Origin of the sequence: Pseudobdellovibrio exovorus JSS (genome assembly GCF_000348725.1) — a bacterium.
In the GTDB taxonomy this organism is placed as follows: domain Bacteria; phylum Bdellovibrionota; class Bdellovibrionia; order Bdellovibrionales; family Bdellovibrionaceae; genus Pseudobdellovibrio; species Pseudobdellovibrio exovorus.
Genome location: NC_020813.1, coordinates 2,588,596 through 2,610,692, shown reverse-complemented (window position 1 = coordinate 2,610,692; position 22,097 = coordinate 2,588,596). Strand labels below are relative to the sequence as shown.

General features: G+C 44.6%; 20 protein-coding genes. 6 read left to right on the top strand and 14 right to left on the bottom strand.

All coding sequences use genetic code 11. The annotated features are described in order from the left end of the window. Nucleotides 1-349 precede the first annotated feature (349 nt). The 6 genes from A11Q_RS12975 to hemW form a co-directional block, all read right to left on the bottom strand. Nucleotides 350-745 carry a TraR/DksA family transcriptional regulator gene (locus A11Q_RS12975; RefSeq protein ID WP_015471284.1) on the bottom strand — a complete coding sequence of 132 codons (396 nt, stop codon included), beginning with the start codon at nucleotides 743-745 and terminating at the stop codon, nucleotides 350-352. Nucleotides 746-881: 136 nt separating this feature from the next. Then, entirely contained in the window at nucleotides 882-1,304 is a 423-nt protein-coding gene (locus A11Q_RS12970) for a TraR/DksA family transcriptional regulator (RefSeq protein WP_015471283.1), read from the bottom strand. A 107-nt stretch (nucleotides 1,305-1,411) separates the two neighbouring features. Beyond that, a complete protein-coding gene (locus A11Q_RS12965) occupies nucleotides 1,412-3,175 on the bottom strand; it encodes a penicillin-binding protein activator (RefSeq protein WP_015471282.1) in 1,764 nt (587 codons plus the stop codon). A 56-nt stretch (nucleotides 3,176-3,231) separates the two neighbouring features. Then, nucleotides 3,232-4,311, bottom strand: a complete 1,080-nt coding sequence (locus tag A11Q_RS12960) for a DnaJ C-terminal domain-containing protein (RefSeq protein ID WP_041575320.1) — start codon at nucleotides 4,309-4,311, stop codon at nucleotides 3,232-3,234. Between the two features lie 3 nt (nucleotides 4,312-4,314). Then, nucleotides 4,315-4,848, bottom strand: coding sequence for a nucleotide exchange factor GrpE (locus tag A11Q_RS12955; protein WP_015471280.1), 534 nt, complete (start codon nucleotides 4,846-4,848; stop codon nucleotides 4,315-4,317). 113 nt (nucleotides 4,849-4,961) lie between these two features. Continuing rightward, complete coding sequence (gene hemW / locus A11Q_RS12950) at nucleotides 4,962-6,170, bottom strand: radical SAM family heme chaperone HemW (RefSeq protein WP_015471279.1); 1,209 nt, start codon at nucleotides 6,168-6,170, stop codon at nucleotides 4,962-4,964. A 13-nt stretch (nucleotides 6,171-6,183) separates the two neighbouring features. On the opposite strand from hemW, the gene A11Q_RS12945 reads away from it, so the two are divergent. The 3 genes from A11Q_RS12945 (at nucleotide 6,184) to A11Q_RS12935 (ending at nucleotide 10,823) form a co-directional block, all read left to right on the top strand. After that, nucleotides 6,184-8,856: a M16 family metallopeptidase gene (locus A11Q_RS12945; RefSeq protein WP_015471278.1), complete on the top strand. Its 2,673-nt coding sequence runs from the start codon at nucleotides 6,184-6,186 to the stop codon at nucleotides 8,854-8,856. Nucleotides 8,857-9,563: 707 nt separating this feature from the next. Continuing rightward, nucleotides 9,564-9,719: a hypothetical protein gene (locus A11Q_RS13915; RefSeq protein ID WP_015471276.1), complete on the top strand. Its 156-nt coding sequence runs from the start codon at nucleotides 9,564-9,566 to the stop codon at nucleotides 9,717-9,719. 18 nt (nucleotides 9,720-9,737) lie between these two features. Continuing rightward, nucleotides 9,738-10,823 carry a hypothetical protein gene (locus A11Q_RS12935; RefSeq protein ID WP_015471275.1) on the top strand — a complete coding sequence of 362 codons (1,086 nt, stop codon included), beginning with the start codon at nucleotides 9,738-9,740 and terminating at the stop codon, nucleotides 10,821-10,823. 67 nt (nucleotides 10,824-10,890) lie between these two features. On the opposite strand, the gene A11Q_RS12930 is transcribed toward A11Q_RS12935, so the two are convergent. Further along, entirely contained in the window at nucleotides 10,891-11,973 is a 1,083-nt protein-coding gene (locus A11Q_RS12930) for a TadA family conjugal transfer-associated ATPase (protein WP_015471274.1), read from the bottom strand. A 124-nt stretch (nucleotides 11,974-12,097) separates the two neighbouring features. Here A11Q_RS12930 and A11Q_RS12925 point away from each other — a divergent pair, with 124 nt between their 5' ends. The 3 genes from A11Q_RS12925 to tatC are packed head-to-tail and all read left to right on the top strand — an operon-like array spanning nucleotide 12,098 to nucleotide 13,874. Further along, nucleotides 12,098-12,715 carry a hypothetical protein gene (locus A11Q_RS12925; RefSeq protein ID WP_015471273.1) on the top strand — a complete coding sequence of 206 codons (618 nt, stop codon included), beginning with the start codon at nucleotides 12,098-12,100 and terminating at the stop codon, nucleotides 12,713-12,715. A 36-nt stretch (nucleotides 12,716-12,751) separates the two neighbouring features. Beyond that, on the top strand, nucleotides 12,752-13,096 hold the full coding sequence (locus tag A11Q_RS12920; protein ID WP_015471272.1) for a twin-arginine translocase TatA/TatE family subunit: 345 nt from the start codon (nucleotides 12,752-12,754) through the stop codon (nucleotides 13,094-13,096). After that, nucleotides 13,083-13,874, top strand: coding sequence for a twin-arginine translocase subunit TatC (gene tatC, locus A11Q_RS12915; protein ID WP_015471271.1), 792 nt, complete (start codon nucleotides 13,083-13,085; stop codon nucleotides 13,872-13,874). Before A11Q_RS12920 ends, tatC begins: the two co-directional genes overlap by 14 nt. A gap of 95 nt (nucleotides 13,875-13,969) precedes the next feature. Here tatC and A11Q_RS12910 read toward each other — a convergent pair whose 3' ends face one another. The 7 genes from A11Q_RS12910 to A11Q_RS12880 form a co-directional block, all read right to left on the bottom strand. Then, nucleotides 13,970-14,374 carry a DoxX family protein gene (locus A11Q_RS12910; RefSeq protein WP_015471270.1) on the bottom strand — a complete coding sequence of 135 codons (405 nt, stop codon included), beginning with the start codon at nucleotides 14,372-14,374 and terminating at the stop codon, nucleotides 13,970-13,972. A 29-nt stretch (nucleotides 14,375-14,403) separates the two neighbouring features. Continuing rightward, nucleotides 14,404-14,934 (bottom strand): acyl-CoA carboxylase biotin carboxyl carrier protein subunit, encoded by a 531-nt coding sequence (locus A11Q_RS12905; protein WP_015471269.1) that lies wholly within the window; start codon nucleotides 14,932-14,934, stop codon nucleotides 14,404-14,406. Between the two features lie 31 nt (nucleotides 14,935-14,965). Further along, nucleotides 14,966-16,474 carry an acetyl-CoA carboxylase biotin carboxylase subunit gene (accC, locus tag A11Q_RS12900; protein ID WP_015471268.1) on the bottom strand — a complete coding sequence of 503 codons (1,509 nt, stop codon included), beginning with the start codon at nucleotides 16,472-16,474 and terminating at the stop codon, nucleotides 14,966-14,968. Between the two features lie 17 nt (nucleotides 16,475-16,491). After that, nucleotides 16,492-18,048, bottom strand: coding sequence for an acyl-CoA carboxylase subunit beta (locus A11Q_RS12895; protein ID WP_015471267.1), 1,557 nt, complete (start codon nucleotides 18,046-18,048; stop codon nucleotides 16,492-16,494). A gap of 71 nt (nucleotides 18,049-18,119) precedes the next feature. Next, nucleotides 18,120-19,409 carry an asparagine--tRNA ligase gene (gene asnS / locus A11Q_RS12890; RefSeq protein WP_015471266.1) on the bottom strand — a complete coding sequence of 430 codons (1,290 nt, stop codon included), beginning with the start codon at nucleotides 19,407-19,409 and terminating at the stop codon, nucleotides 18,120-18,122. Nucleotides 19,410-19,587: 178 nt separating this feature from the next. Next, on the bottom strand, nucleotides 19,588-20,892 hold the full coding sequence (locus A11Q_RS12885; protein WP_015471265.1) for a S8 family peptidase: 1,305 nt from the start codon (nucleotides 20,890-20,892) through the stop codon (nucleotides 19,588-19,590). A gap of 377 nt (nucleotides 20,893-21,269) precedes the next feature. Next, nucleotides 21,270-22,085, bottom strand: coding sequence for a purine-nucleoside phosphorylase (locus A11Q_RS12880; RefSeq protein ID WP_015471264.1), 816 nt, complete (start codon nucleotides 22,083-22,085; stop codon nucleotides 21,270-21,272). Between the last annotated feature and the right edge of the window lie 12 nt (nucleotides 22,086-22,097).

Below are 22,097 nucleotides of genomic sequence, written 5' to 3'. Positions count from 1 at the left end.
GATTTGATGTAATAAGGAATATAGAGTCTTTCTATCCGCAGAACTCGTTTTGGAAAACCCCAAAAAGAAATGAAGAAACTAGATTTAAATAGTTAAACAGCAGAGTAATTTAGATTTGAACTAGAAAAGCTAGACTTAGGTTCGAAGTCTTTTTTCTTTTGAGAGTTGTCGTAGATTTATTTTTATAGCCTTTAAAACGAGTTCCGCCCTTCGGCGGCTGTTTGAGGCTTTAAAGGCTATAAAAATAAATCCTAACGTGAGTCTAAAAAGAAGACTCACATCCATGTAAGTAACACTCATCCACTGAGCCTTAACAGAGCCTTAAAGGAGTCGTATAAAGGATAAACTGCTATTGAAGAATATTGCGGCCGGCGGAAGAGTTGGCGCTTTCGTTTTCTTCCATGCAGGCGATACATAAAGTGGCTAGTGGGCGAGCTTGTAAGCGGCGTAAAGAGATCATCTCTTCACAGGCTTCACATTTGCCATAGCTACCTTCAGAAAATTTAGAAAGAGCTTTGTCGATCAAAATCAAAGAATGACGATCGCGCTCGTGCAATTGGATGTTTAAATTGTCTTGTAAATTTTGAACAACAGCATCGGCTTCGTCAGCTGCTTTCGCCGAAGCGGTTTGCAAGCTTTTGAACTCTTTGTGTTTGTTAAGAATATCGCTCTTTTGCATGAGCAAAGACTTTTTAATCAAATCAAAATCAGATGTTAAAACAGAGTCGTTTTCGGCGCTCTTCATATCTAATTCCCCCCTAGATAAAAGTTTCCGAAATTTCTAAGGGATAATTACCTATAAGGGTAAAACGATGTCACCAAGAAAGTTTAGATTGTGGGGTGACGAATCATCGCGCAATTGATGAAGTTATTTTAAGGGCTTAGTAAGCATATCTTTTTTGAGCAGATTCGCGGATTTCTGCACCTTCAATGCTCAGTCTAGTCCAAGGTATGGCTAATAGTCGATCAGCCTCGATTTTTTCTTCGGTTTCTTCGCAGATTCCGTAAGTTCCATTTTCGATTCGGGCTAAGGCAAATTCAACCTCAACCAGCTGAGTTTTGATGCGATTTTGATTTACCAAGAACGAATGCTCTTCTTGGTGTGCAGAGGATTGGTCAATTTCGTCTCCGGCAGCTTTGTCGATTTGATTGAAATCAGAAGCGGCCTGTTTTGAACGATTTAGTAAATCAGATTTTAGTTTTAAAAGTTTTTTGCGACATTCTGAAACTAAACTATCAGTTGAACTTTCAGCTGAATTTTCAGTGGAATTGCTAGAACGATTTGAACCATTTACTAAATCCATAAGACCTCCTGTCCTTAAATTAACGAGGTCCTTACAGTGTCTTCACTGTTGAGGACCGCCGTTTTGTTGGTTATTAAGACAGGGGGGAATAGAGGGAAGGTTAAAAATTACTCAACTTTTTTAATAATACCGGCATCTAGGCTTAAAATATGTAAAGGGCGCTGTAATTCCCGCTGGTTAGACATGCGCAGTTCACCTGTAACCCCATTAGAACGCCCTAAATAACGCAATCTAGAGGCCAAGTTTTCACGGCTGCTCACCCCAGAATCCAGTTGGGACTTCAATATACTAGCGGCTTCATAGGCCTGAATTTCCACGATCGTCGGAGACTCACTGAACTGAGCGCTGTAGTCCTTAATAAAAGGGCTTTCGTGCTGAGTAGATCCCTGCGAAACATCCAACGCTTCAACAAAATAAAGATCGGCATTTTCATCAGCCACACGCTTCGGAAGATCCGGAGAATTCCAAATATTCGTGCCGATGTAATTCATTTGGCGAACATCGTAGTATTTCATGAACGCTAAAATTTGTCCTAAAGCACGGCTGCTATCGGGTACGAAAACCACATCGAAATCCACAATCGGCGGCAAGATATTGTCATCGGCCCAGTGATCACGTGTGCTCTTTTGTTTTTTCTTTCGCGCTTTTTGTTGAGCCAGTCTTTGCTTGTATTCTTCGGCGCGGGCTTCAATGTGATAAGTTCCCAAAAGTTTTTGCGCCACTTCAGAAAAGTCTGTTTCTTTTGGATCGTAGGTCTGAGCTGCAGTGACTTCTCCGCCGCGAGCTAAGACGTGATCCCAAAAGATATTACTGAATTCAACTCCGTAAGAGTCATTAGGGAAAACGATAGCAAACTTGCGCGCACCTAGTTTTTCAAAAGCAAACTGAGTGAGTTTATCGACTTGCATTTCCGGAGTCAGAGCATTGCGGAAGACATAGTCGCCGATATTCGTTAAACCAGTTTTTTGTGAAAAGGCGATAAAAGGAACATTGAACAGTTCCGCTTGATGACCTATAGCTGTCGCCTCTGTCGCTGTGAAGCCACCTAAAATCGCAATGGCTTTATCTTCTTTGATCAGCTTATCAACGCCTTTTGCGGCCATCTCGGCATTGCTTTGCGAATCAAACAGAGCCAAGCGGTATTTCGCTTCAGGCTTGTTGAGTTCAAGTCCCATACGAATTGCATTCAAAGCATGTTGACCAATGCTCGACATGCGGCCTGTCAGCGGCAATACGGCGCCAATCACGCGCGCATCCACCGAATAAGACGCTTGGATACTTCCCAGTAAAGCCGTGGCTTGCGTGCCCTGTGGCGTGTTGGGATATAAAGAGCTTACCGCGCGGTAGTACTCGGCGGCTTTCGTTGAGTTGCGATTTTTATGATTGAGTTTACCCAGCTTCAAAAGAACCTGTGGCTTAACAGAGTCAAAAGACGGGGTGGCCGCTGCGATAGCAAGCTCATCTTCAGAAAGTTTATTTTCAATGAGGTCTTCTGCAATTTTTTTGTTGGGAAGATTTTTTCTAAGCTCAGTTAGATTGTTCGTCGTTTCTGTAGGACGGGTGGTATTTAGTGGCGGCAACATCGGCGCTGGATTTTGGGTGACAGGTAAAGATGTTGAACCGGAAGCTCCCGCTGTATTTCCTGAAACAGCTCCTGAAACATTTCCTTGCGCACTTCCTGACGGAGAGGCTTGACCACTTTGTACTGCGCCCTGTGAGCCTGTGGTGCCTGTTTGGTTTTGGGCTGGTCGTTGTTGTTGTCTAGAAGGGTGGTAAACCACTCGTTTGCTCGCGCAGCCAAAAATAAAAAATCCCGCCAGCAATAAAAGCGCGGGTTTTACAGAGGATCTTTTAACAGACTGAAATGTCATTCACGGCTCCTTGTATCAGTTTCAATGTGTCATAAGCAGACAGCATGTGCTGCTGCTTATTTGCGGCCTTTAAGAACCGTTTGTAGTTTGTCATTGTAGTTTTTCACCAGAGGGGTGTCTTCGTTGTAACGAGACAACTCTTCTAAGAGCTCTTTTTGTCGGGGGTTGGCTTTTGCCGGAGTATCCACAATCACACGCACGAGCATATCACCAGAGCCTGTGGCGCCAATGCGCGGAAAGCCTTTGCCTTTAAGGCGGAAGTTTTGACCCGAATGCGTTCCCGCAGGAATTTTAATTTCGGCTTTGCCAAACAAAGTAGGAATTTCTACGGTTTTTCCTAAGATCGCGTCGGTGTAAGCCACAGGAAGATCTAGGATCACATCGTTTTCTTCACGGCGGAACAAAAGGTGCTCTTGTAAATCAATAATGACGTAAAGGTCGCCAGCGGCCCCTGTAGAGGGCTTGTCGCCTTCTTTGGCTAACTTCAAGCGCTGCCCCTGTTTTACGCCAGCAGGGACGGTTACAGAGAGTTTCGCGCGCTCTTCCTTCGAGCCCACTTGGCGCATAAAACTCAAAAGCTTTTCGCAGCCGACGGCGGCCTCTTCAAGAGTAATAGAAAGAGTGTATTTTAAATCAGAACCTTTATTCGGTTGCTGCGAGCGCTGTCCACCGAATCCACCAAAGGGATTTCCGCCGAAGCCTCCACCGGCACCGCCAGCACCACCTGCGCGGCCACCTTTGCCTGTTTGGTTGAAAATATCGCCGAACATATCCCCGAAGATATCACTGAAAGGGTCCGGTCCGCCCGAGCCCGCTCCACCAAATCCGCCACCAGCGCCTCCGCGTGGACGTTGTCCGCCGAAGCCTCCACCACCGAAGGGGTTGCCACCGCCAAAAGGGTTTCCGTTAATTCCGGCCGCGCCGAACTGATCGTAGTTCTTACGTTTCGTCGTATCGCTAAGGACGTCGTAGGCTTCCGAGATCTCTTTGAACTTATCTTCTGCCTTTTTGTCACCGGGATTTTTATCGGGATGGTATTGCATCGCCAATTTCCGATAGGCTTTTTTAATTTCGTCCGCAGAGGCTGATCTTGAAACGCCTAAAAGTTGATAAAAATCTTTAGCGGCCACACAGATCCTTTACTTTTGCGGAGTCGTGGCTACGACCACTTGACCCATGCGGATGATTTTGTCGTGCAATTTGTAAGGTTTTTTAAAAACGCGCGCCACGTGTCCATCAGGAAACTCAGTTGTGGGTTCAGAACTGATCGCCTCGTGATGTTGAGGGTTAAACATTTGACCTGCACTTGGAATCTCTTGAATTCCATGACGATTTAACATGTCTTTCAGTTCTTTCGCTGTCATCTCCATGCCGACTTTAAATGTCTGCGCGGTTTCAGGAGTCACGCCCAATTCAAGGGCGCGATCAAAATTATCCACAACTTCTAATAGATCACGAGCAATACGCTCAGAGCCAAACTTCAACAAATCAGAACGCTCTTTCAAAGCGTTGCGTTTGTAGTTTTCGAATTCGGCTTTTAAATACAGAAAATCATTTTTCCATTTAGCGGCTTCTTCAATAGCAATTTCTAATTCCGTTTTTTGAGTTCCGTCTGTAGCTCCGTTTTCTTGAGCCTCTTCAGACGCGACCTTTTTTTCATTATTTTCTGACATAGCATTACCCTCTAAATTATCTTCTCTGGATATCTTTAAAACATTGAGTCTACTACAGAAAATGTCAATGCGCCTCAGGCAATAAACCAAGCCGTAAAGCGAGTAAAATAGGCTTATAAGTCGTCTTCTGAAAAACTGAATTTTTCAAAGATTTGATTGCTGATTAAAACCCCATTTTCTGTCAGGCGATAATGGCCTTCCGAGTTCTGTAAAAGGGATCTGTTTACTAGATCTTCAGCCAGTGTGATAACCGCGTCTTTCGTCTTGCTTCCGTACTTTTCCCCGAGCTTATCCACAGACAGACCTCGGTCTAGACGTAGGGAGGTGTAGCAGTAATCAGAAAGGGATTCATGCTTCTGTAAGTGTTCGATTTGACGGGGAATATAGTGATCAAGCCCCGCCAATTCCGACTCACTTTCCATTTGCTGTAAATAAAGCTCGAACGAATTGATATTCCAAAAACGCGAACCCCACTGTTGTGGCTTCATATCGTGCTGCGCTGATCGCGCATACGAGTGGGCGCTGAGTCCTAGACCCCAAAAGTCCTTATCTGTCCAGTACAATAAATTGTGCTGCGATTCAAATCCAGACAAAGCGTAATTGGAAATCTCGTAGCGATGAAATTTTTTAGCCGTCAGTTCACGATGGATGATTTGAAACATTTCAATCTGTTCATCATCTAGCGGGCGATTTTTAGACAGAGGATGACCCTCAGGAACGGTTAGACAATAGGGCGAAATGTGACGGGAACCCATCTCGGTGGCGACTTTGATGTCGTAGGTGAGTTCTTTAACAGTCTGTGTTGGCAGAGCAAACAGAACATCGAAAGAGAAATTAAGATCATACTTTTTCAGCAGCTCTAGTGTCTGTATGGTCTGGGCCGAGTTGTGCTCGCGATTCACCATTTTAAGCAGACGATCTGAAAAACTCTGAGCGCCCACACTGAAGCGGTTTACTCCGGCAGCTAAATAGGTTTCTAATTTTTTTTCATCTACAGTGGCTGGATTGATTTCAATCGTGATCTCGGTGTTTGGTCCAGTTCTGTATCCGAACTTGGCGAGTTCTGAAATCAGTTCTACAATCAAATGAGCCGGAATCAGACTTGGAGTTCCGCCGCCAAAATAAAGTGTGTCGATGGGTTTGTCCTGTTGATGCCTAAATAGATTTTTCTTATTGGAAATTTCTTTTTTAACAGCGGCCACGTAAACTTCAGGAGGACGAATTTCGGAATGCACGTAGGTCGCAAAGTCGCAATAGGTGCACCTTTGCAGACAGTACGGAATGTGAATATAAATCCCAAATTGCTTAGACAGCTCAGACATAAGGAACTTATAAATGAAGCAGACAAAATATCAACTTAAAAACAAAATGAAAGTCCTCTTAATCGAAAGCAAGAAGTCCCCTGTGGTCAGCGTGCAGATGTGGGTTAAAACTGGCAGTGCCGACGAAAAAAAATCAGAAGAGGGCATCAGTCACTTTATCGAACATTTGGTCTTTAAAGGCACAGATAAGTTCAAAGTCGGCGAAATCGCCAACACAGTAGAGGCGTCGGGGGGCGAACTAAACGCCTATACCTCTTTCGATCAAACAGTTTTCTATGTCACGATTTCTAAAACATTCAGCGATGTGGCCCTAGATGTGGTCAGTCAAATGATGGGTTATCCAACATTCGATCCGGCCGAGATCGACAGCGAACGTGAAGTGGTTTGTGAAGAGATCAAGATGGGTCAGGATTCTCCGGGCCGCAGATCCTCGCAGTTGTTGTTCTCTTCTGCGTTTAAAAAACACGCCTATGGTATTCCCGTAATTGGTTACGAAAAAAATGTGCGTGGCTGGTCTGCGAAAAAAATTAAACAGTTCTATCAGTCCCGTTATGTACCATCGAACATGTTCCTAGTGGTTAGCGGAGACTTTGAAACGCCAGAAATGAAAAAGAAAGTTCTTGAGTATTTCGGCGGATTCAAACCCTACAAACTTCGTAAAGTGACCCGCGCCAAAGAACCTGTACAGAAAAAATTTCAGTACAAAGTACAGCAGTACAAAATTCAGGATCGCCATTTGCATTTGGCGTTTAAGGCACCGAACGTGCGCCACAAAGATATTCCGGCGCTTGATGTGCTGGCGATGGTTTTGGGTCAAGGGGACAGCTCGGTGTTAGTCAAAAAACTTCGCCTAGAAAAACCAGTGGTCAGTTCGATTTCAGCTTTCAGCTACAATCCGCAGGATCAAGGTCTTTTTGCTGTTTCGGCTCACTATCAAGGAAACAAGATGGACGAAGTGGTGAAAGAGGTCTTCCAACAAATTCATCACTTGCAAGAAAACGAACCGGATTGGAATGAAATCAAAAGGGCCCGTGTCGCCATTTCTTCCGAGCAATTTTACTCGGTTGAAACAGTTGATGGCTTAGCCAATAAGGCAGGATCGCAAGAGTTCTATTTCGGCGATCAGAATGCTCAAAAGAAATATTTAAAAGCTTTAAGTAAAGTCACGCCGAAAGACGTTCAAGCGGTGGCTAAAAAATATTTGAAAATTGAAACGCTAAGCGCGGCCTTTTTAGGTGATATCGACGAAAAACAGTCAGGCCCACATCTGGCAAAAATTCCAGCCATGTGGAAGGCCGAATTAGAAGCCAGAAAAGCGGCTAAAGCCGCTGCAAAAAAAGAAGCAGCCCTAGCCGCTAAAGGTGCGAAAAAATCAAAGGCTCAGAAGTCAGCGAAAAAAGCGAAAAAGCCGCAGATTCCAAACTTGGTGTTAAAAAACACGACAACATCAGCTCAGAAAAAAGTGGAAACAGTAACTTTAGATTCAGGAATAAAAGTTTTATTTAAAGAATCAAAAGACACACCGACTGTTTCGGCAAAATTAGTTTATCGCGGTGGCGCTCGTTTAGAAGAGCCAAACACAATGGGTTTATCTGAACTGACGTCACGCGTATGGGTTAGCGGCACAGAAACACGTAGCGAACAGCAAGTTCTACAAGAGCTAGAAGAGTCTGCCATTGGTTTTTCGGCCTTTTCTGGAAAAAACACCAATGGATTTTCTTTAGATTATTTGTCTGCTTTTGAAGACAAGGCTTTAGAGATCGCGGTGGATTCCATTTTAAATTCAACATTTGATGAGCAGATCATTCAGCGTGAAAAAGAAGTGATCGAGCAAATCATTCGCTCGCGTGAAGATCATCCTTCGAGCTTGTGTGTGCGCCAGTTCTTAAAAGAAATTTTCGGGGATCATCCACTCTCTTACGAGGCTGTAGGAACAGCGCTGACTTTGCCGAATCTGACACGCGAACGCATTCTGCAATTAAAAGATAATACTTTAAATAATCGGGATCTAACGGTTGTGGTTGTGGGTGATTACAATAAAAAACAATGGCTGTCGGCGTTGAAGAAAATCGAAAAAAACATTCAAGGTCACGGCTCTGGTAAGCGCGAACACAAAATGGCCGCGCTTACAGAAAATAAAAAGCGCTTCCTTGAAAAAGACAAAGAGCAATCCCATGTGATCGTCGGCTGGCGCGGATTAACTTTAACGGATCCAGATCGCTACACACTACAGGCGATTGAAGCGGTATTGGCAGGGCAGGGTGGACGATTGTTCTTTGAACTTCGCGATAAAAACTCTTTGGCTTACTCGGTGTCTCCGCTAAAAATGGAATCACTAGAGACTGGTTACTTCGGCGGTTACATTGCGTGCTCGCCTGAAAAAGTCGACAAGTCGATTGAAATGTTCCATGCGGAATTCAACAAGCTCAGAAAAGAAAAAGTCAGTGAAGACGAAATCAGTCGCGCTAAAAAATACTTAATTGGTCAGCACGACATCGGTCTTCAGAAAAAATCGGCGTTATGTAATTTAATCGCCTTTGACGAAGTTTATGGCAATGACTACGAACAAAGCCTGAACATCGCCGAAGAGTACAACAAAATCACCGCCGACAAAATCCTAGAACTATCCGAGCGCCTCTTCAGCCAACCCCACGTGGTGAGCATTGTGGGGAAAGAGAAAATGTAGGCCGTACCTTATCCGGAAATATACGCGCTTACAGATAGAGCGTGTTCGTTTTAAGCTCTGTTTTTATTGTTAAAAGCAGAGCTGAGTCTTCAAAAAATCCTTATAAAGAAGAAATAAAAAATTGTTTCCATTCATAAATAGCTAAGATCACTTAATATTTTATGTATTCTCAAATAAAGACGCTTTAGATCCCGTAGGGGCACTCCGAAAATATATCGCTGTTTGAAGGAGTACGTAAGATTGAGATTTTCCCAAATTTCGAGTTCATTGAAAGTCGACTTCAAAAGAGTGGGAATTGTTATATTACTTACAATCGTCGTATTTTTAGCAGTCTTTGTTTCTCTGAAATACAAATCCTTCGCTTTCAGTGTTTACGAACGAAGTTCGGCGAAACATATTATGGAAATGTTTAAAGTCTCTCAGGACTCTTTCAAAAAAGAATTTGAAAAATATAATTTTAACACGGAAGAAAACAATAGATATTTGAATATGGGTAGTGAGGTAAAGGGCTACAGTTACTTTCGAGACATACCCTCGGATTACTCAGATAAGATCGAAGAACGCTACAGACCATTTTTAAATGAGTCCAATTATCGGATAATTGTGATTGTGGAAAGCTTTAGATACAAAAAATATTCTATATGGACATTTGATCATCAGGGAAATCTTGAAAAAATATATGAGGAGTCTCTTTAAAGAAGGTTCATATGAACAAAAAGAAATTCATTCAAATGCTCTATATCGCCGGATACGGTACGGCCTACCTTTTTCGTCAACTGTCTCACTTTAAGACAGTTGTAATGCATTATAACAGTTATAAGGGTGGTTTTGAGTTTGCTTTTGGAAAACACGGTTGGAATTAATTTTTTAAAGGAGTTCACGTGTTTTCTATTCAAAAAGGCCGTAAGGCGCTGATTTTGTCTGTTATTATCGCGGCTCAATCCCAAGCTGCTTTCGCTGGAGAGCTGGTTTTTGCTGTGGCCTCTCCGGCAGGGGTGACGGCGAGTGGAACTGTTGAAGCGTCTGGAACGTCAGATGTATCCAGCCAATTGGCGTCAACTCAAATGGAAATCGAAGCTCTACGCGAAATGCTGATCGAGCGCACTGTCGGTAATAATGAACTCTATAATCGTGTGATTTCTCCGGCGAAGTCCTTAGATAAAAATCAAAGTGAGTCCGAGCGCACGATGCAAGCCAACGAAAATATTTTAAATGATGTTGAGCGCGTGTTGACGGCGTTTAATTCAAGCTCAGAGGCTGACAAGTTGAATGCTGTTTTGGCCGCGATCAACCAAATTGACTCCAACATTATAAAGAATAAAGGAGTGAACATTCAGTTCACTAACGGCGAACCGAGTGCGGCTGTTAACCGCAATTTTTTGATGATCTATAAAAGTGCCGACAAGGCCAATCTGACGGCGGAAAGTTTATTGAACACACTCAGTTCCTATCGTCGTTCGGCCCGTCCAAGCGATCACGCCTATGAGTACTCGATGGTTGATAACTTACAACAATCGGACATTCGTTACACGCGTGGTAATGACGATACGTGGAAGCCACCACAGGCACCTGCGTCTATTGAAATCGGCACCGACATGGCGATTAAGAAATGCCGTCAAATCTTGGGTTGGAGATGCGCTACAGCTCTTTACAGTGCCGGCGAAGTTCTTAGCGGGGAACAAAATGTGAAGTACTTCTACACGGGCAGTTACAACATCAAAGCGACTGGTGACCACGCCGAGTTTGCAAAAGATGGCCGTTCAAAAAATCAAGTGGCGGGAAGCACGGGCTTGGTTGTGATTAAAGAAAGTGCTGAGTGGATTTTACTTTTCGGAACAGACAGCCAATGGAGCCACGATAAAATCTCATTTGGATCGATGATTCAAGACTCGGCCGAAAAAGATTTCAAGCGCTTCAAAGAAAGAATCATGATGGATCTAACTATCGGGGCATCGAATATCCGCTAGTTCGATTTTAGATTAATTCGCTAATTTAATTTACTGATTTAATTTGTTAAGGGCCTTTAAAGATATTTTAAGAGGCCTTCTTCGTTACAGTAGGATTTGTAGAGGTCGGAGGCTTCGTAAAATGCGAAGCGGGCAGTAGGGTCTTTTCGCGGTTGATTTTATCAAGACTGCGCGGGACATAACCTACAGACGCCAGTTCTCCGTTTCTATTTCTTTCATAAATAGGCGATCTGGAAATCACTTCGCCTTCCATTCCTGTTAGCTCGATAATTTCACTGACTTCGCGTTTTCCATCTGCACGTCGTCGGATTTGAATGACCAGATCAATTCCTTTCGACATTTGCATTCGCAGATGACGAATCGGCAAATCAATTCCAGAAAATTGTACCAGACTTTCCAAGCGCAGCAGAGCCTCAGACGGAGTATTGCCATGAACTGTGGTCATAGAGCCATCATGCCCAGTGTTCATCGCTTGCAACATATCGAAAGTTTCATCTTTACGGCACTCGCCCACAATAATGCGATCAGGTCGCATGCGCAGAGCATTCACCAAACAATCGCGCGGAGTCACCGAGCGCGTTTCGCCCAGTACATCTTGCCGCACAGCTTGTAGGGGTAACCAGTTAGGATGGTTCAGGCGCAGCTCGGCCACGTCTTCAATGCTGACGATGCGTTCGCTCTGCGGAATCATCGAGCCTAAAGTGTTGAGGAACGATGTTTTTCCGCTACCAGTTCCACCTGAAATAATAATGCTTAAACGACTTTGTACGGCAAAGTGTAGAAACTGCGCCGCCGAGCCACTGATAAAATCAGACTTTATTAAATCCTGTAACGTAAAGTTTTTTACGTTGAATTTACGAATAGTTAAACTCGGTCCACGAGGCGACATCGGAGGAAACGTAATGTTGTAGCGATAACCATAGGGATGAATCACGCCATCAAAGAAGAGCCCCTGTTGCGGATCTTTTTTGTCTGCGGCTAAGATGGAATGAAGTAATTCTTCAAACTGACGGGCATCAATAAATTTGGCGCTTGTTGCAATCAAAAGCCCTTTGTGTTCCGCGTAAATTTTGCTCCATGCATTGATCATCACTTCTGAAATATCGCTGGAATCCATTAAGCTTTTGATAGGACCGAAATCTATAGCCATAGGGTCCTATCGGATTCTGTTTGACTGGCCTTAAGTCGAAAACTCGGGTGTTGTGTCTTAAACTTTAAGCGGTCTAAAGAAAATGCCGATAAAATAGTAACAGGTACAAAGGAGTTGTCTCAGAATGAAATCTTTTGTGTTTTTAACGCCGGAAGCCCACTTTTCAGAAGCTGTAAAAGAGGCCTGCGAAAACAGAAAAGTAAAAACCCCGCCCCATGTTGAAGTTTATCTGGTGCAGTTACTTCAATATTACCTCGACTCGCGCAATTTTCATCGCCCTGTGAACGAAGGCAATGGTGAAAAACCACTGGAAACCTTCGCCGAAATCTATCTTCAGGCCATGAACTCAGAAGCGAATAAGAAAAAAGAATTGATGAAGATCGTCGGTGATCGAGCGTTGTATCTGACAGGTTTTTTTTCGGACTCTTTACAACGTAAGCTAGTCGATGTGGATTACTATGTGGAAATTGGCTCTGCGGCCTATTCGAATCTTTCGGTTTGGACAAAAGAAGACTCTCTGTCTTTAGTGTTTCAGACCTTTTCTAAACGCTTTTTGGATTTTGTTGAAGTTCTGAATTATATCAGTGAAAAATCTCAGGTGCAGGCCGATCAAAACGTGCTTCGCCTCTATGATCGCTATTTGCGCACTGGCTCAGATTTGGCCCGTGAAAAGCTAACAGAGCTGGGAGTGGCTCTACCTGCGACATCGTCAAAAGAACGATTGAAACTGTCTAAAGCCTAATAGATACTGAGATCATCAAAGTGAACAGGGATACTTATGAGTTTTTCTCACATGCTAATACTGATCATCATTGCTGTGATCGTGATACCACCGGATAAGCTTCCAGAAGTGGCTCGTCAGTTTGCACGTTTCGTGAATGATCTGAAACGCCATACGGGTGGAATCTGGGACGACATCAAGCGCGACGCGATGTTAAAACCAGAAGATCTTTTTAAATATAATCCGAATAAGTCTCCGGACTCCTATCAACAGCAGAATGCCCAAATGAGCCAACCGCAACCACCTTCAACTCAGCCATCGAATGGACATGAGCCATTTATTGAAGAGTCAACGACTACAGCACAAGCAGATAAAGCGGACAAAAAAGATGAACCATCTTGATAATCAAAATGAATCTCAAGACAGAAATATGTCGCTGATCGATCATCTTTCAGAACTGCGCGTTCGCATGACACGCTCTGCGTATGCAATTTTTATTGGGATGTTGATCTGCTGGGGATTCAGCGAACAGGTTTTTGATTTTATTAGAACTCCGATCCAACAGTACTTGCCTACGGGTGGATTGGTTTTCACCGCACCGATGGATAAGTTCATGGCTCACATCAAAATTTCTTTTGTCGTGGGTTTGCTATTGTCGGCGCCATTTTGGTTATATCAAATTTGGAGCTTCGTCGCGCCAGCTTTATACCGCCGCGAAAAGCGTTTAGCGACAGGATTTATTTTCTTCGGGACGCTTCAGTTTGTGATGGGTCTTGCTTTCAGTTACTACATCGTATTTCCAATGGCCTTCAAGTTCTTGATGGGTTTTGGTGGAAGCATCGATAAACCGATGATCACCATCGAGCACTATTTAGGATTTGTGACTCGTACCGCGATTGTTTTTGGTCTTTGCTTTCAACTTCCGGTTTTAATTTCATTCTTGGGAATGTTGGGTTTAGTCAGTCAGCGCTTCCTAAAAGAAAAGCGCCGTTTTGCTGTCGTGGGGATTGCCGCCGTTTCGGCAATAGCGGCACCGCCGGATGCTCTGAGTATGATTTTACTTCTTGTGCCGATGTGGGCACTTTATGAGGTTTCGATTGTTGTGGTTGGAATCTTCGAAAGAAAGAAAGCCGCAGAAGAAGCTGAAAACGCTGAAAAATCTTTGGTCCCAAAAGCCTAAACGCGAATCTACAGTAGAACTCAGCTTTAAAAATAAAAACGCCCCTTAAAAAAGAGGCGCTTTTCGTTTGTTAACGATTTAGGAAGTTATCCCAATTATTTTTTTCTGATGATTCTGTCTAAAGAGTATTTGCCGGCACCAGCGAAGAACAATAACACGCATGATGCTAAGTAAAGGAAGGCAAGTTCTTTCACGCGGAATGGATCTGCACTGTGAGCTACAAAACCCGCAGTCGCCATAGTGAAACCTAAGAATAAGGCTGAATGACGAGTGAAAAGACCTACAGCGATTAAAAGACCGCCGGCGAATTCACTTAAACCTGCCAACCATGCAAAAACACCAGCTGCAGGGAAGCCCATAGAAGCTACGCCTTGAACTAATTGTTCTGGTGGAGGTAATTTACCCAAACCATGAGCGAAAGCCATGCTTAAGCCGACGAATAGGCGGAAGATAAGTTTACCCAAATCTGGGTTGTTGATTAATTTCTTGATGCTGTCCATGATGTCTCCTTGTTAAAATTTCTGTGTTGTTAAGCTTTCTTTTCAAATTTAATTAGAACCGCACCTGATTCAACCGAGTCGCCCTGTTTCACACAGATTTCTTTAATGACGACATCGTTCGCGGCGCGCATTTCATTTTCCATTTTCATGGCTTCCATAATTAATAATGGCTTGCCGGCTTTTACTTCGTCACCCTCTTTTACAAAGATTTCGATAATTTTTCCTGGCATGCCGGACTTCAATTGGTCGTCTCCGCCGAAGCCTCCGCCTTTTTTCAAAGATTCATGTAATAACATTTCATCGTTGAAAATTTTAATCATACGGAATGAGTTACGAGTAAATACAGTATATTCAGTATCTTGTCCCAAGACATCAATCAGATAAGATTTGCCTTCAAACAAAAAGCTGATGTATTCCTCGGCGTTACGGAAGTCTTTTTTAGGAATATCATAGTGTTTCCACTCTTGACCTTCCTGCTGTAAAGACACCTTCCAATTGTGACGGCCTTCGATCACATCGACTTTATATTTTCTACCTCTAAGTTCGGCTTCAAAGTACATGGTGAATTCCTATTCTTTCATGAGCACTATATTAGGTGCGCAATTGCATCTTGCGACCAATACGGCGCCAGTTCGAGGCTACATTTAAACGTCTTACATCTTTTGACTGACGATCTTGATAAGCGGTGATCGCCGCCGAAATTAAGAATAACGGATCTTCGATCTCTTTAAAGATTTCTGGTTCTAACACTTCAAAGTTTTTTTCAATAAACTGAGTCGTGTAGCTGCCATCTAAAAATTTCGGATGTTGCAAGATAGTTTTATGTAAAACGATATTGGTTTTAATTCCTGTTAACACAAACTCAGATAAAGCGCGCTCCATACGATCAATGGCTTCTTCGCGGGTGTCTCCCCATGTGATCACTTTCGCAATCATTGGATCGTAATAAATAGGAACTTCATAGCCAGGGTAGGCATAAGAGTCCATACGCAAGAACGGCCCTTGAGGATGGCGGCAGGCGCGGATGACGCCGGGGTGTGGCTGATAGGTCTCTGGATCTTCGGCGCAAATACGCGCTTCGATGGCATGACCTGTCTGTTTCACTTCATCCTGAGTGAAACTTAAAGGATTGCCTTTTGCCACCCAGATTTGTTCTTTCACCAGATCGTGTCCCGTGACCTGTTCCGTGATTGGATGTTCCACTTGCAGGCGAGTGTTCATCTCCATGAAGAAAAATTCTTTGGTTTTGTTATCGAAAATAAATTCAATAGTTCCTGCGCCGATGTAGTTGATCGACTTCGCCGCTTTGACAGAAGCATCACCCATTTTTAAACGAACATCGTTCGGCACACTTGGTGACGGAGACTCTTCAATAATCTTTTGATGACGACGCTGCACAGAACATTCGCGCTCAAAAAGATGAACCACGTTTCCATGAGTATCGCCGAAAACTTGAATTTCAATGTGTTTCGGATCGTTGATAAAGCGTTCAATGTAAACGGCAGGATTAGCAAAATAATTCAGACCTTCCGAGCGGCAGGCGCGGAACGCACTTTCCAATTCGTGATCAGCACGGACCACACGCATCCCTTTACCGCCACCGCCAGCTGACGCTTTGATGATAATCGGATAGCCGATTTTTTTGACGACTTCCTGAGCCTCTTCGATAGTTTCAATCGCGCCATCGCTCCCTGGAACTAGAGGAACTCCGGCCTTTTTCATCTGCGCTTTGGCTGAAAGTTTATCGCCCATGGCCTCCATATTTTCTGGAGTCGGCCCAATAAACACAATACCAGCTTCTTTGCAGGCACGTGCAAATGTTGGATTTTCCGAAAGAAATCCGTAACCCGGATGAATTGCATCGGCTCCGGACTGCTTCGCCACGTCTAAGATCTTACGATAGTTCAGATAGCTCTCTTTCGACGGAGACGGCCCGATATGGTAGGCCTCATCGGCCAAAAACACATGCAGGCTGTCGCGGTCAGCGTCACTGAAAACAGCAACGGAACCGATGCCCAGCTCGCGGCAAGCGCGTGTGATGCGGATCGCGATTTCACCGCGATTGGCAATCAGAATTTTTTTAAATGGAGGAGTAATCATAATATCACGTCCTTCGCTTATAGCGGAATGTTGCCGTGTTTTTTCGGCGGAATGATGTCGCGTTTGTTTTTTAACATCTCAAGCGAATCAATAATGCGCTTACGAGTTAACGCCGGCTCGATCACTTCATCGGTATAACCCAATTCTGCGGATACATACGGATTGCTGAACATCTCTTCGTACTCAGCCGTTAGGCGAGCGCGTTCAGTCGCTGGATCTTTGGCTTTGGCAATCGCTTCACGTTGAATGATGTTCACGGCGCCTTCGGCTCCCATCACGGCGATTTCCGCTGACGGGTAAGCTAAGTTCACATCACTTCTAAGAAGCTTCGAACCCATGACGATGTAAGCTCCGCCGTAGGCTTTGCGTGTGATCAGCGTTACTTTTGGAACAGAAGCTTCGGCGTAAGCGTACAACAACTTAGCCCCGTGAGTGATAATACCATTCCACTCTTGATCTTTACCCGGAAGGAATCCCGGAACATCTACGAAGCTGACAATTGGAATATTGAAAGCATCACAGAAACGGATAAAGCGCGCCGCTTTACGTGAGGCTTCGATATTTAAACACCCTGCCAGCACCTGTGGTTGGTTCGCCACGATGCCCACAGGACGTCCGTTGAAGCGCGCGTAACCGACAATGATGTTCTGTGCGAAGTGTTTGTGAATTTCTAAGAAATAACCTTCGTCGACCACTTCAGAAATCAACTGAAGCATGTCGTAAGGCTTTTTTGGATTATCCGGAATTAAGGCATTCAACGAATCTACAATGCGGTCTGGACGATCTTTTGTCGCCAGTGCTGCTGAGTCATCTAAATTATTTGACGGAAGAAAGCCCATCAATTCGCGAATTAATAACAGGCAGTGCTTGTCGTCTTTCGCGGTGAAGTGAGCCACACCTGATTTTTGCGAGTGGGTGGCGGCTCCGCCCAGTTGTTCTTTTGTCACTTCTTCGTGAGTCACGGCTTTGATCACATCTGGTCCGGTCACAAACATGTAACTGGTATTTTCGACCATGAAAACAAAATCAGTAATGGACGGAGAATAAACCGCTCCACCAGCACATGGCCCCATGATCGCGGTGATCTGTGGAATCACGCCAGAACCCATCACGTTGCGAGTGAAGATGTCAGCGTAACCACCCAAAGATTCGATACCCTCTTGGATGCGAGCTCCGCCGGAGTCATTGATAGAAATAAAAGGCGCACCGTTTTTGATCGCCAAGTCCATGACCTTGCAGATCTTGTTCGCCTGTGTACGCGACATCGAACCACCAGTGACAGTGAAATCTTGCGACGACACGTAAACCAACTTGCCGTTGATGCGTCCGTATCCCGTGATGATGCCATCGCCGTAAGGTTTGTTTTTTTCCATGCCGAAGTTCGTGCAGCGATGGGTGACGAAACGATCCATCTCGACAAAACTTCCCGGATCAAGAAGAACATCCAGACGTTCGCGGGCCGTTAAGCGTCCGCCTTGTTTGTGTTTGGCTTTTTTCTCTGGACCGCCGCCAGCCATAGCCAGCTCGTTGCGTTTTTCCAGCTCAGCGATCTTTTTTTGCATCATTTCCGTCATGGGAATTCCTTTTTGAGGTAGGCCGTACCTTATCCGGCGTTATATTACCGGATAAGGTACGGCCTACATTTTTATGGGTAAGCGCGACCGTACAATCTTGGGAACGATCCTGTTTCACGCACGTGCGGAAGACCGCAGATCCATGTGACAGCACGCTCAAGACCTAATCCGAATCCAGAACTCGGAACACTTCCGTAGCGACGGATGTCCAAGTACCATTCGAAATCTTTTTGATCTAAACCATGTTCTTTGATTCTTTGGATCAGAACTTCAACGCTCTCTTCACGTTGTCCGCCGCCGATCACTTCGCCGTAACCTTCAGTTGCAAGCATGTCGCAACCCATAGCATATCCCGGCTCTTTTGGATCTTCTTTCATGTAGAAAGCTTTGATCGCCTGAGGATAGTGATGCACGAACACCGGTTTGTCGAACTGTGACGAGATAATCGTTTCATCCGGCGCACCGAAATCGTCGCCGATGATAAACTCAGGATTTTCTTTTTTGATAATTTCACAGGCCTCTTTGTAGTGAAGGCGAGGGAAAGGTCCTTTGATCGGTTCTAGTTTTGTTATGTCACGCTCAAGAACACGCAATTCTTCGGCGCGGTTTTTCAAAACACGTTGAACGATGTACTCAGTGAATTGTTCAGCCAAGTCCATGTTGTCGTACATGTCGTTGAACGCCACTTCAGGTTCGACCATCCAGAACTCAATCAAGTGACGACGAGTTTTAGATTTCTCTGCGCGGAATGTTGGGCCGAAGCAGTACACTTTACCGAACGCGCGGGCTGTGGCTTCCATGTAAAGCTGACCAGATTGCGACAAGTACATTTTGTCGTCGAAGTATTTTGTTTCAAATAAATTTGAAGTCCCTTCGCAGGCCGCAGGAGTGAAGATCGGCGCATCGGTCAACGTGAAGCCGCGTCCATCAAAGAAATCGCGGATGGCCATCACGATTTCGTGACGTACACGTAAAACCGCGTGTTGGCGTTTTGAGCGAATCCAAAGGTGGCGGTTTTCCATCAAGAAGTCTGTGCCGTGTTCTTTCGGAGTGATCGGGTAGTTTTCTGATTTGCCGATGATTTCAAAATGCTTCACGGCGATTTCGTAAACATTGGCGTGCTTCGGATGCTGGCGAACTTCGCCTGTTACTTTTAATGAAGACTCTTGAGTGATTTGTTCGAAGTTGTTGAAATTTTCTTCTCCGCAATCTGCTGGGAAGAAAACGCAAGAAACGATTCCGGTTCCATCACGTAGTTCTAGGAATTTTACTTTTTTTGATGCGCGAGTTTGGTAAGCCCATCCTTTAAGTTCAATGGTCTGACCGACATGATCTTTCAAGTCGCTGATATAGATTCTCATAAGCTCCTGCTGTCTGTATTTGTTCCGCCTGAGCGCGGTTACAATTTATTAGACTTTTTATTCTACTCTGGCAGGGCTATTCAACAAGAACAGAGGAAGAAATTGACTCGTTTTGTTAAGGTGTCGCTTAAAGAATCTACTGCTTACGAAGTGATGAGCGCGGCGATGCTGGCTGTGACTATTGCGAGGTCAACGATTTCAGCTCAGACAGCGCGCGGTAAACATTGATGATGCCACCGCTGTAAACTTTTAGCGGAGATGGAGGCAGCTCCACCGAGCTAATTAAAGCCTGTTTGATCTGAGCCGCGGTAGCTGAGGGGATGGCGCTCCATAACAAAGCAGCAGCGCCGGAAACCATCGGGGCGGCCATGCTGGTACCACTCATGGTTTCAATTTGGTTATTCGGAGTTGTCGAGTAGATTCCTCCACCCGGAGCCGCCACATGCACGTTTTTAACGCCATAGTTAGAAAAGCTCAGTAAGGCACTTTGGCGACTAGACGCGGCCACATTGATCTGATTGGTGAAGTTGTAAGCCGATGGATACGCCGGAGACACATCCATATTCACACCGAAACCATTAGAGTCGCCGTTACCAGAAGCGGTTACCAGTAAAATCCCACGATCATTCAGTTGTTTTAAGGTCGCCTGTAAGTTTGGCACTTGTACACAAGAGCCCAAGCCCCAGCTCATGTTGATGATTTTAGCACCGCGACTGGCCACATAATTTAAGGCGATGATGGCGTCACCGATCGAGCCACTGCCGTCGTTACCAATAAATTGAGCAGGGACTACTTTTGCACGGGGAGCCACTCCAGAAACTGGACCAAAGTCAGGGTCGGCAGAGACGATCCCCGCCACGTGAGTTCCGTGTCGGTTTAATGCGGGGCTGTTTACTCCGGCATTCACTTTAATGCCTTTGTAGTCATCGACAAAACCATTGCCGTCATCGTCGATGCCATTATCAGGGATTTCGTTTGTGTTGATATAGATATTATCAGCTAATTGATTGTGTCCGACATCGACCATGCCATCGACAACGCCAACTAAGACACCATCGCCAAGGACGCCGTCATTCCACACGCTATCCGCTTGGATGCTATAAGGTCCCCAGTTTAAAGAGGACAACATATCCACGTTACCACTATCAGCTTCAGAAGCTGTATCATTACCGCTTTCAGAAGCGTCTTCAGAGGCAACAGTGCGGATTTGCACGCGGTAGTCGTGATCCACGTGTTTGATGTAAGCCAGATTTTTTCTGACGAAGCCGCTGCGGAACTCATCTGCTGATGAGGCATTTTCTATAGTGAAGGAACCATCTTCCCATTGAACGATGAAGCGATCTTCAAGGCGATTTTCGCTGGCGCCTTGTCCACACATTCCAGCGGCCTGAGTCGGAAATACTGTTTCGGTCGTTTTCGCACCACAAGCTGCTAGCAGCATACTGATTGTGATGATTGAAAATATCCGAAACTCCGATTTCAAATTAACTCCTTTAAAGATAATTCGCTGTTACGGGATAGCCGTATAACTGTGACATCTATCATCTCACAGGATGGTTAACTCTTCGGTGCAGAAATAAGTGCGAACTAGTCGAGAAAAGGTCCAGCTATTTGAATTGAGCTAGGTATAAAAACAAATGCTAATGGAAGGAATAAAACTATCTATTTTACCGAGACATTTACGAGACAAAACACCTCGAAATGTGGAAAGAAAATGAAAATTTTTTAATATGAATTTAAGAGCGTATTCGAGCGCAGCAGAGAGTGTGTAGTAGTAGAGCGCGTGCGCGACGTGAATTAAATTACGAAAAGTAATTCGATTTCAAGTCGCATATATTTCCGGATAAGGTACGGCCTACCTTAAATCTTCGTCACGAACTCAGTCAAAAACGCGCAGAACTTTTGTTCTACTTTTTTTGCTGTCTCGGTTACTTCGTCGTGAGTTAATTTCTTTTCAGAAACACCTGCAGCTAAGTTCGTAATACATGAAATCGCTGCGACACGAAGTCCGAAGTGGTTCGCCGCGATCACTTCAGGAACAGTCGACATACCGACGGCTTTTCCTCCGATAGCTTTGAACATTTTGATTTCAGAAGGAGTTTCGTAAGTTGGCCCTGTGACGCCAACGTAGATGCCTTTGTGGAAGAATGTTTTTTGTGAGCGGAAAATACGCTCGGCTGTTTCAATCAACTCAGGATCATAAGCTTGAGTCATATCTGGGAAACGAGGACCTAACTCTTTAATGTTCGGACCCATCAATGGATTGTTGCCCATCAAGTTGATGTGATCTTCGATGATCATAAAGTCACCGGCCTTCATGCCGTCACCATAACCACCGGCAGAGTTGGTCACCACTAGAATTTCAATTCCTAAAAGAGCCATCACACGCGCCGGAAAGACCACTGTTTCCATCGAATGACCTTCGTAGTAGTGCAGACGTCCTTGTAAAACAACAAGGTCAATTCCTTCGATTTTACCAAAGATCAAATTGCCCGAGTGGCCTTCAACTGTCGGAGGGATAAAGTTGGGAATGTCACCAAAAGGCAAGGCCACTTCGATTTGCATGTGCTGTACAAAATGTCCTAAGCCCGAGCCTAAGATCACACCGATGCGAGGTTTGTTTTTAATACGAGACTTTAGAAAACCAACGGTTTCAGTGAGTTTTTCGATAACCATAAAAGCTCCCTC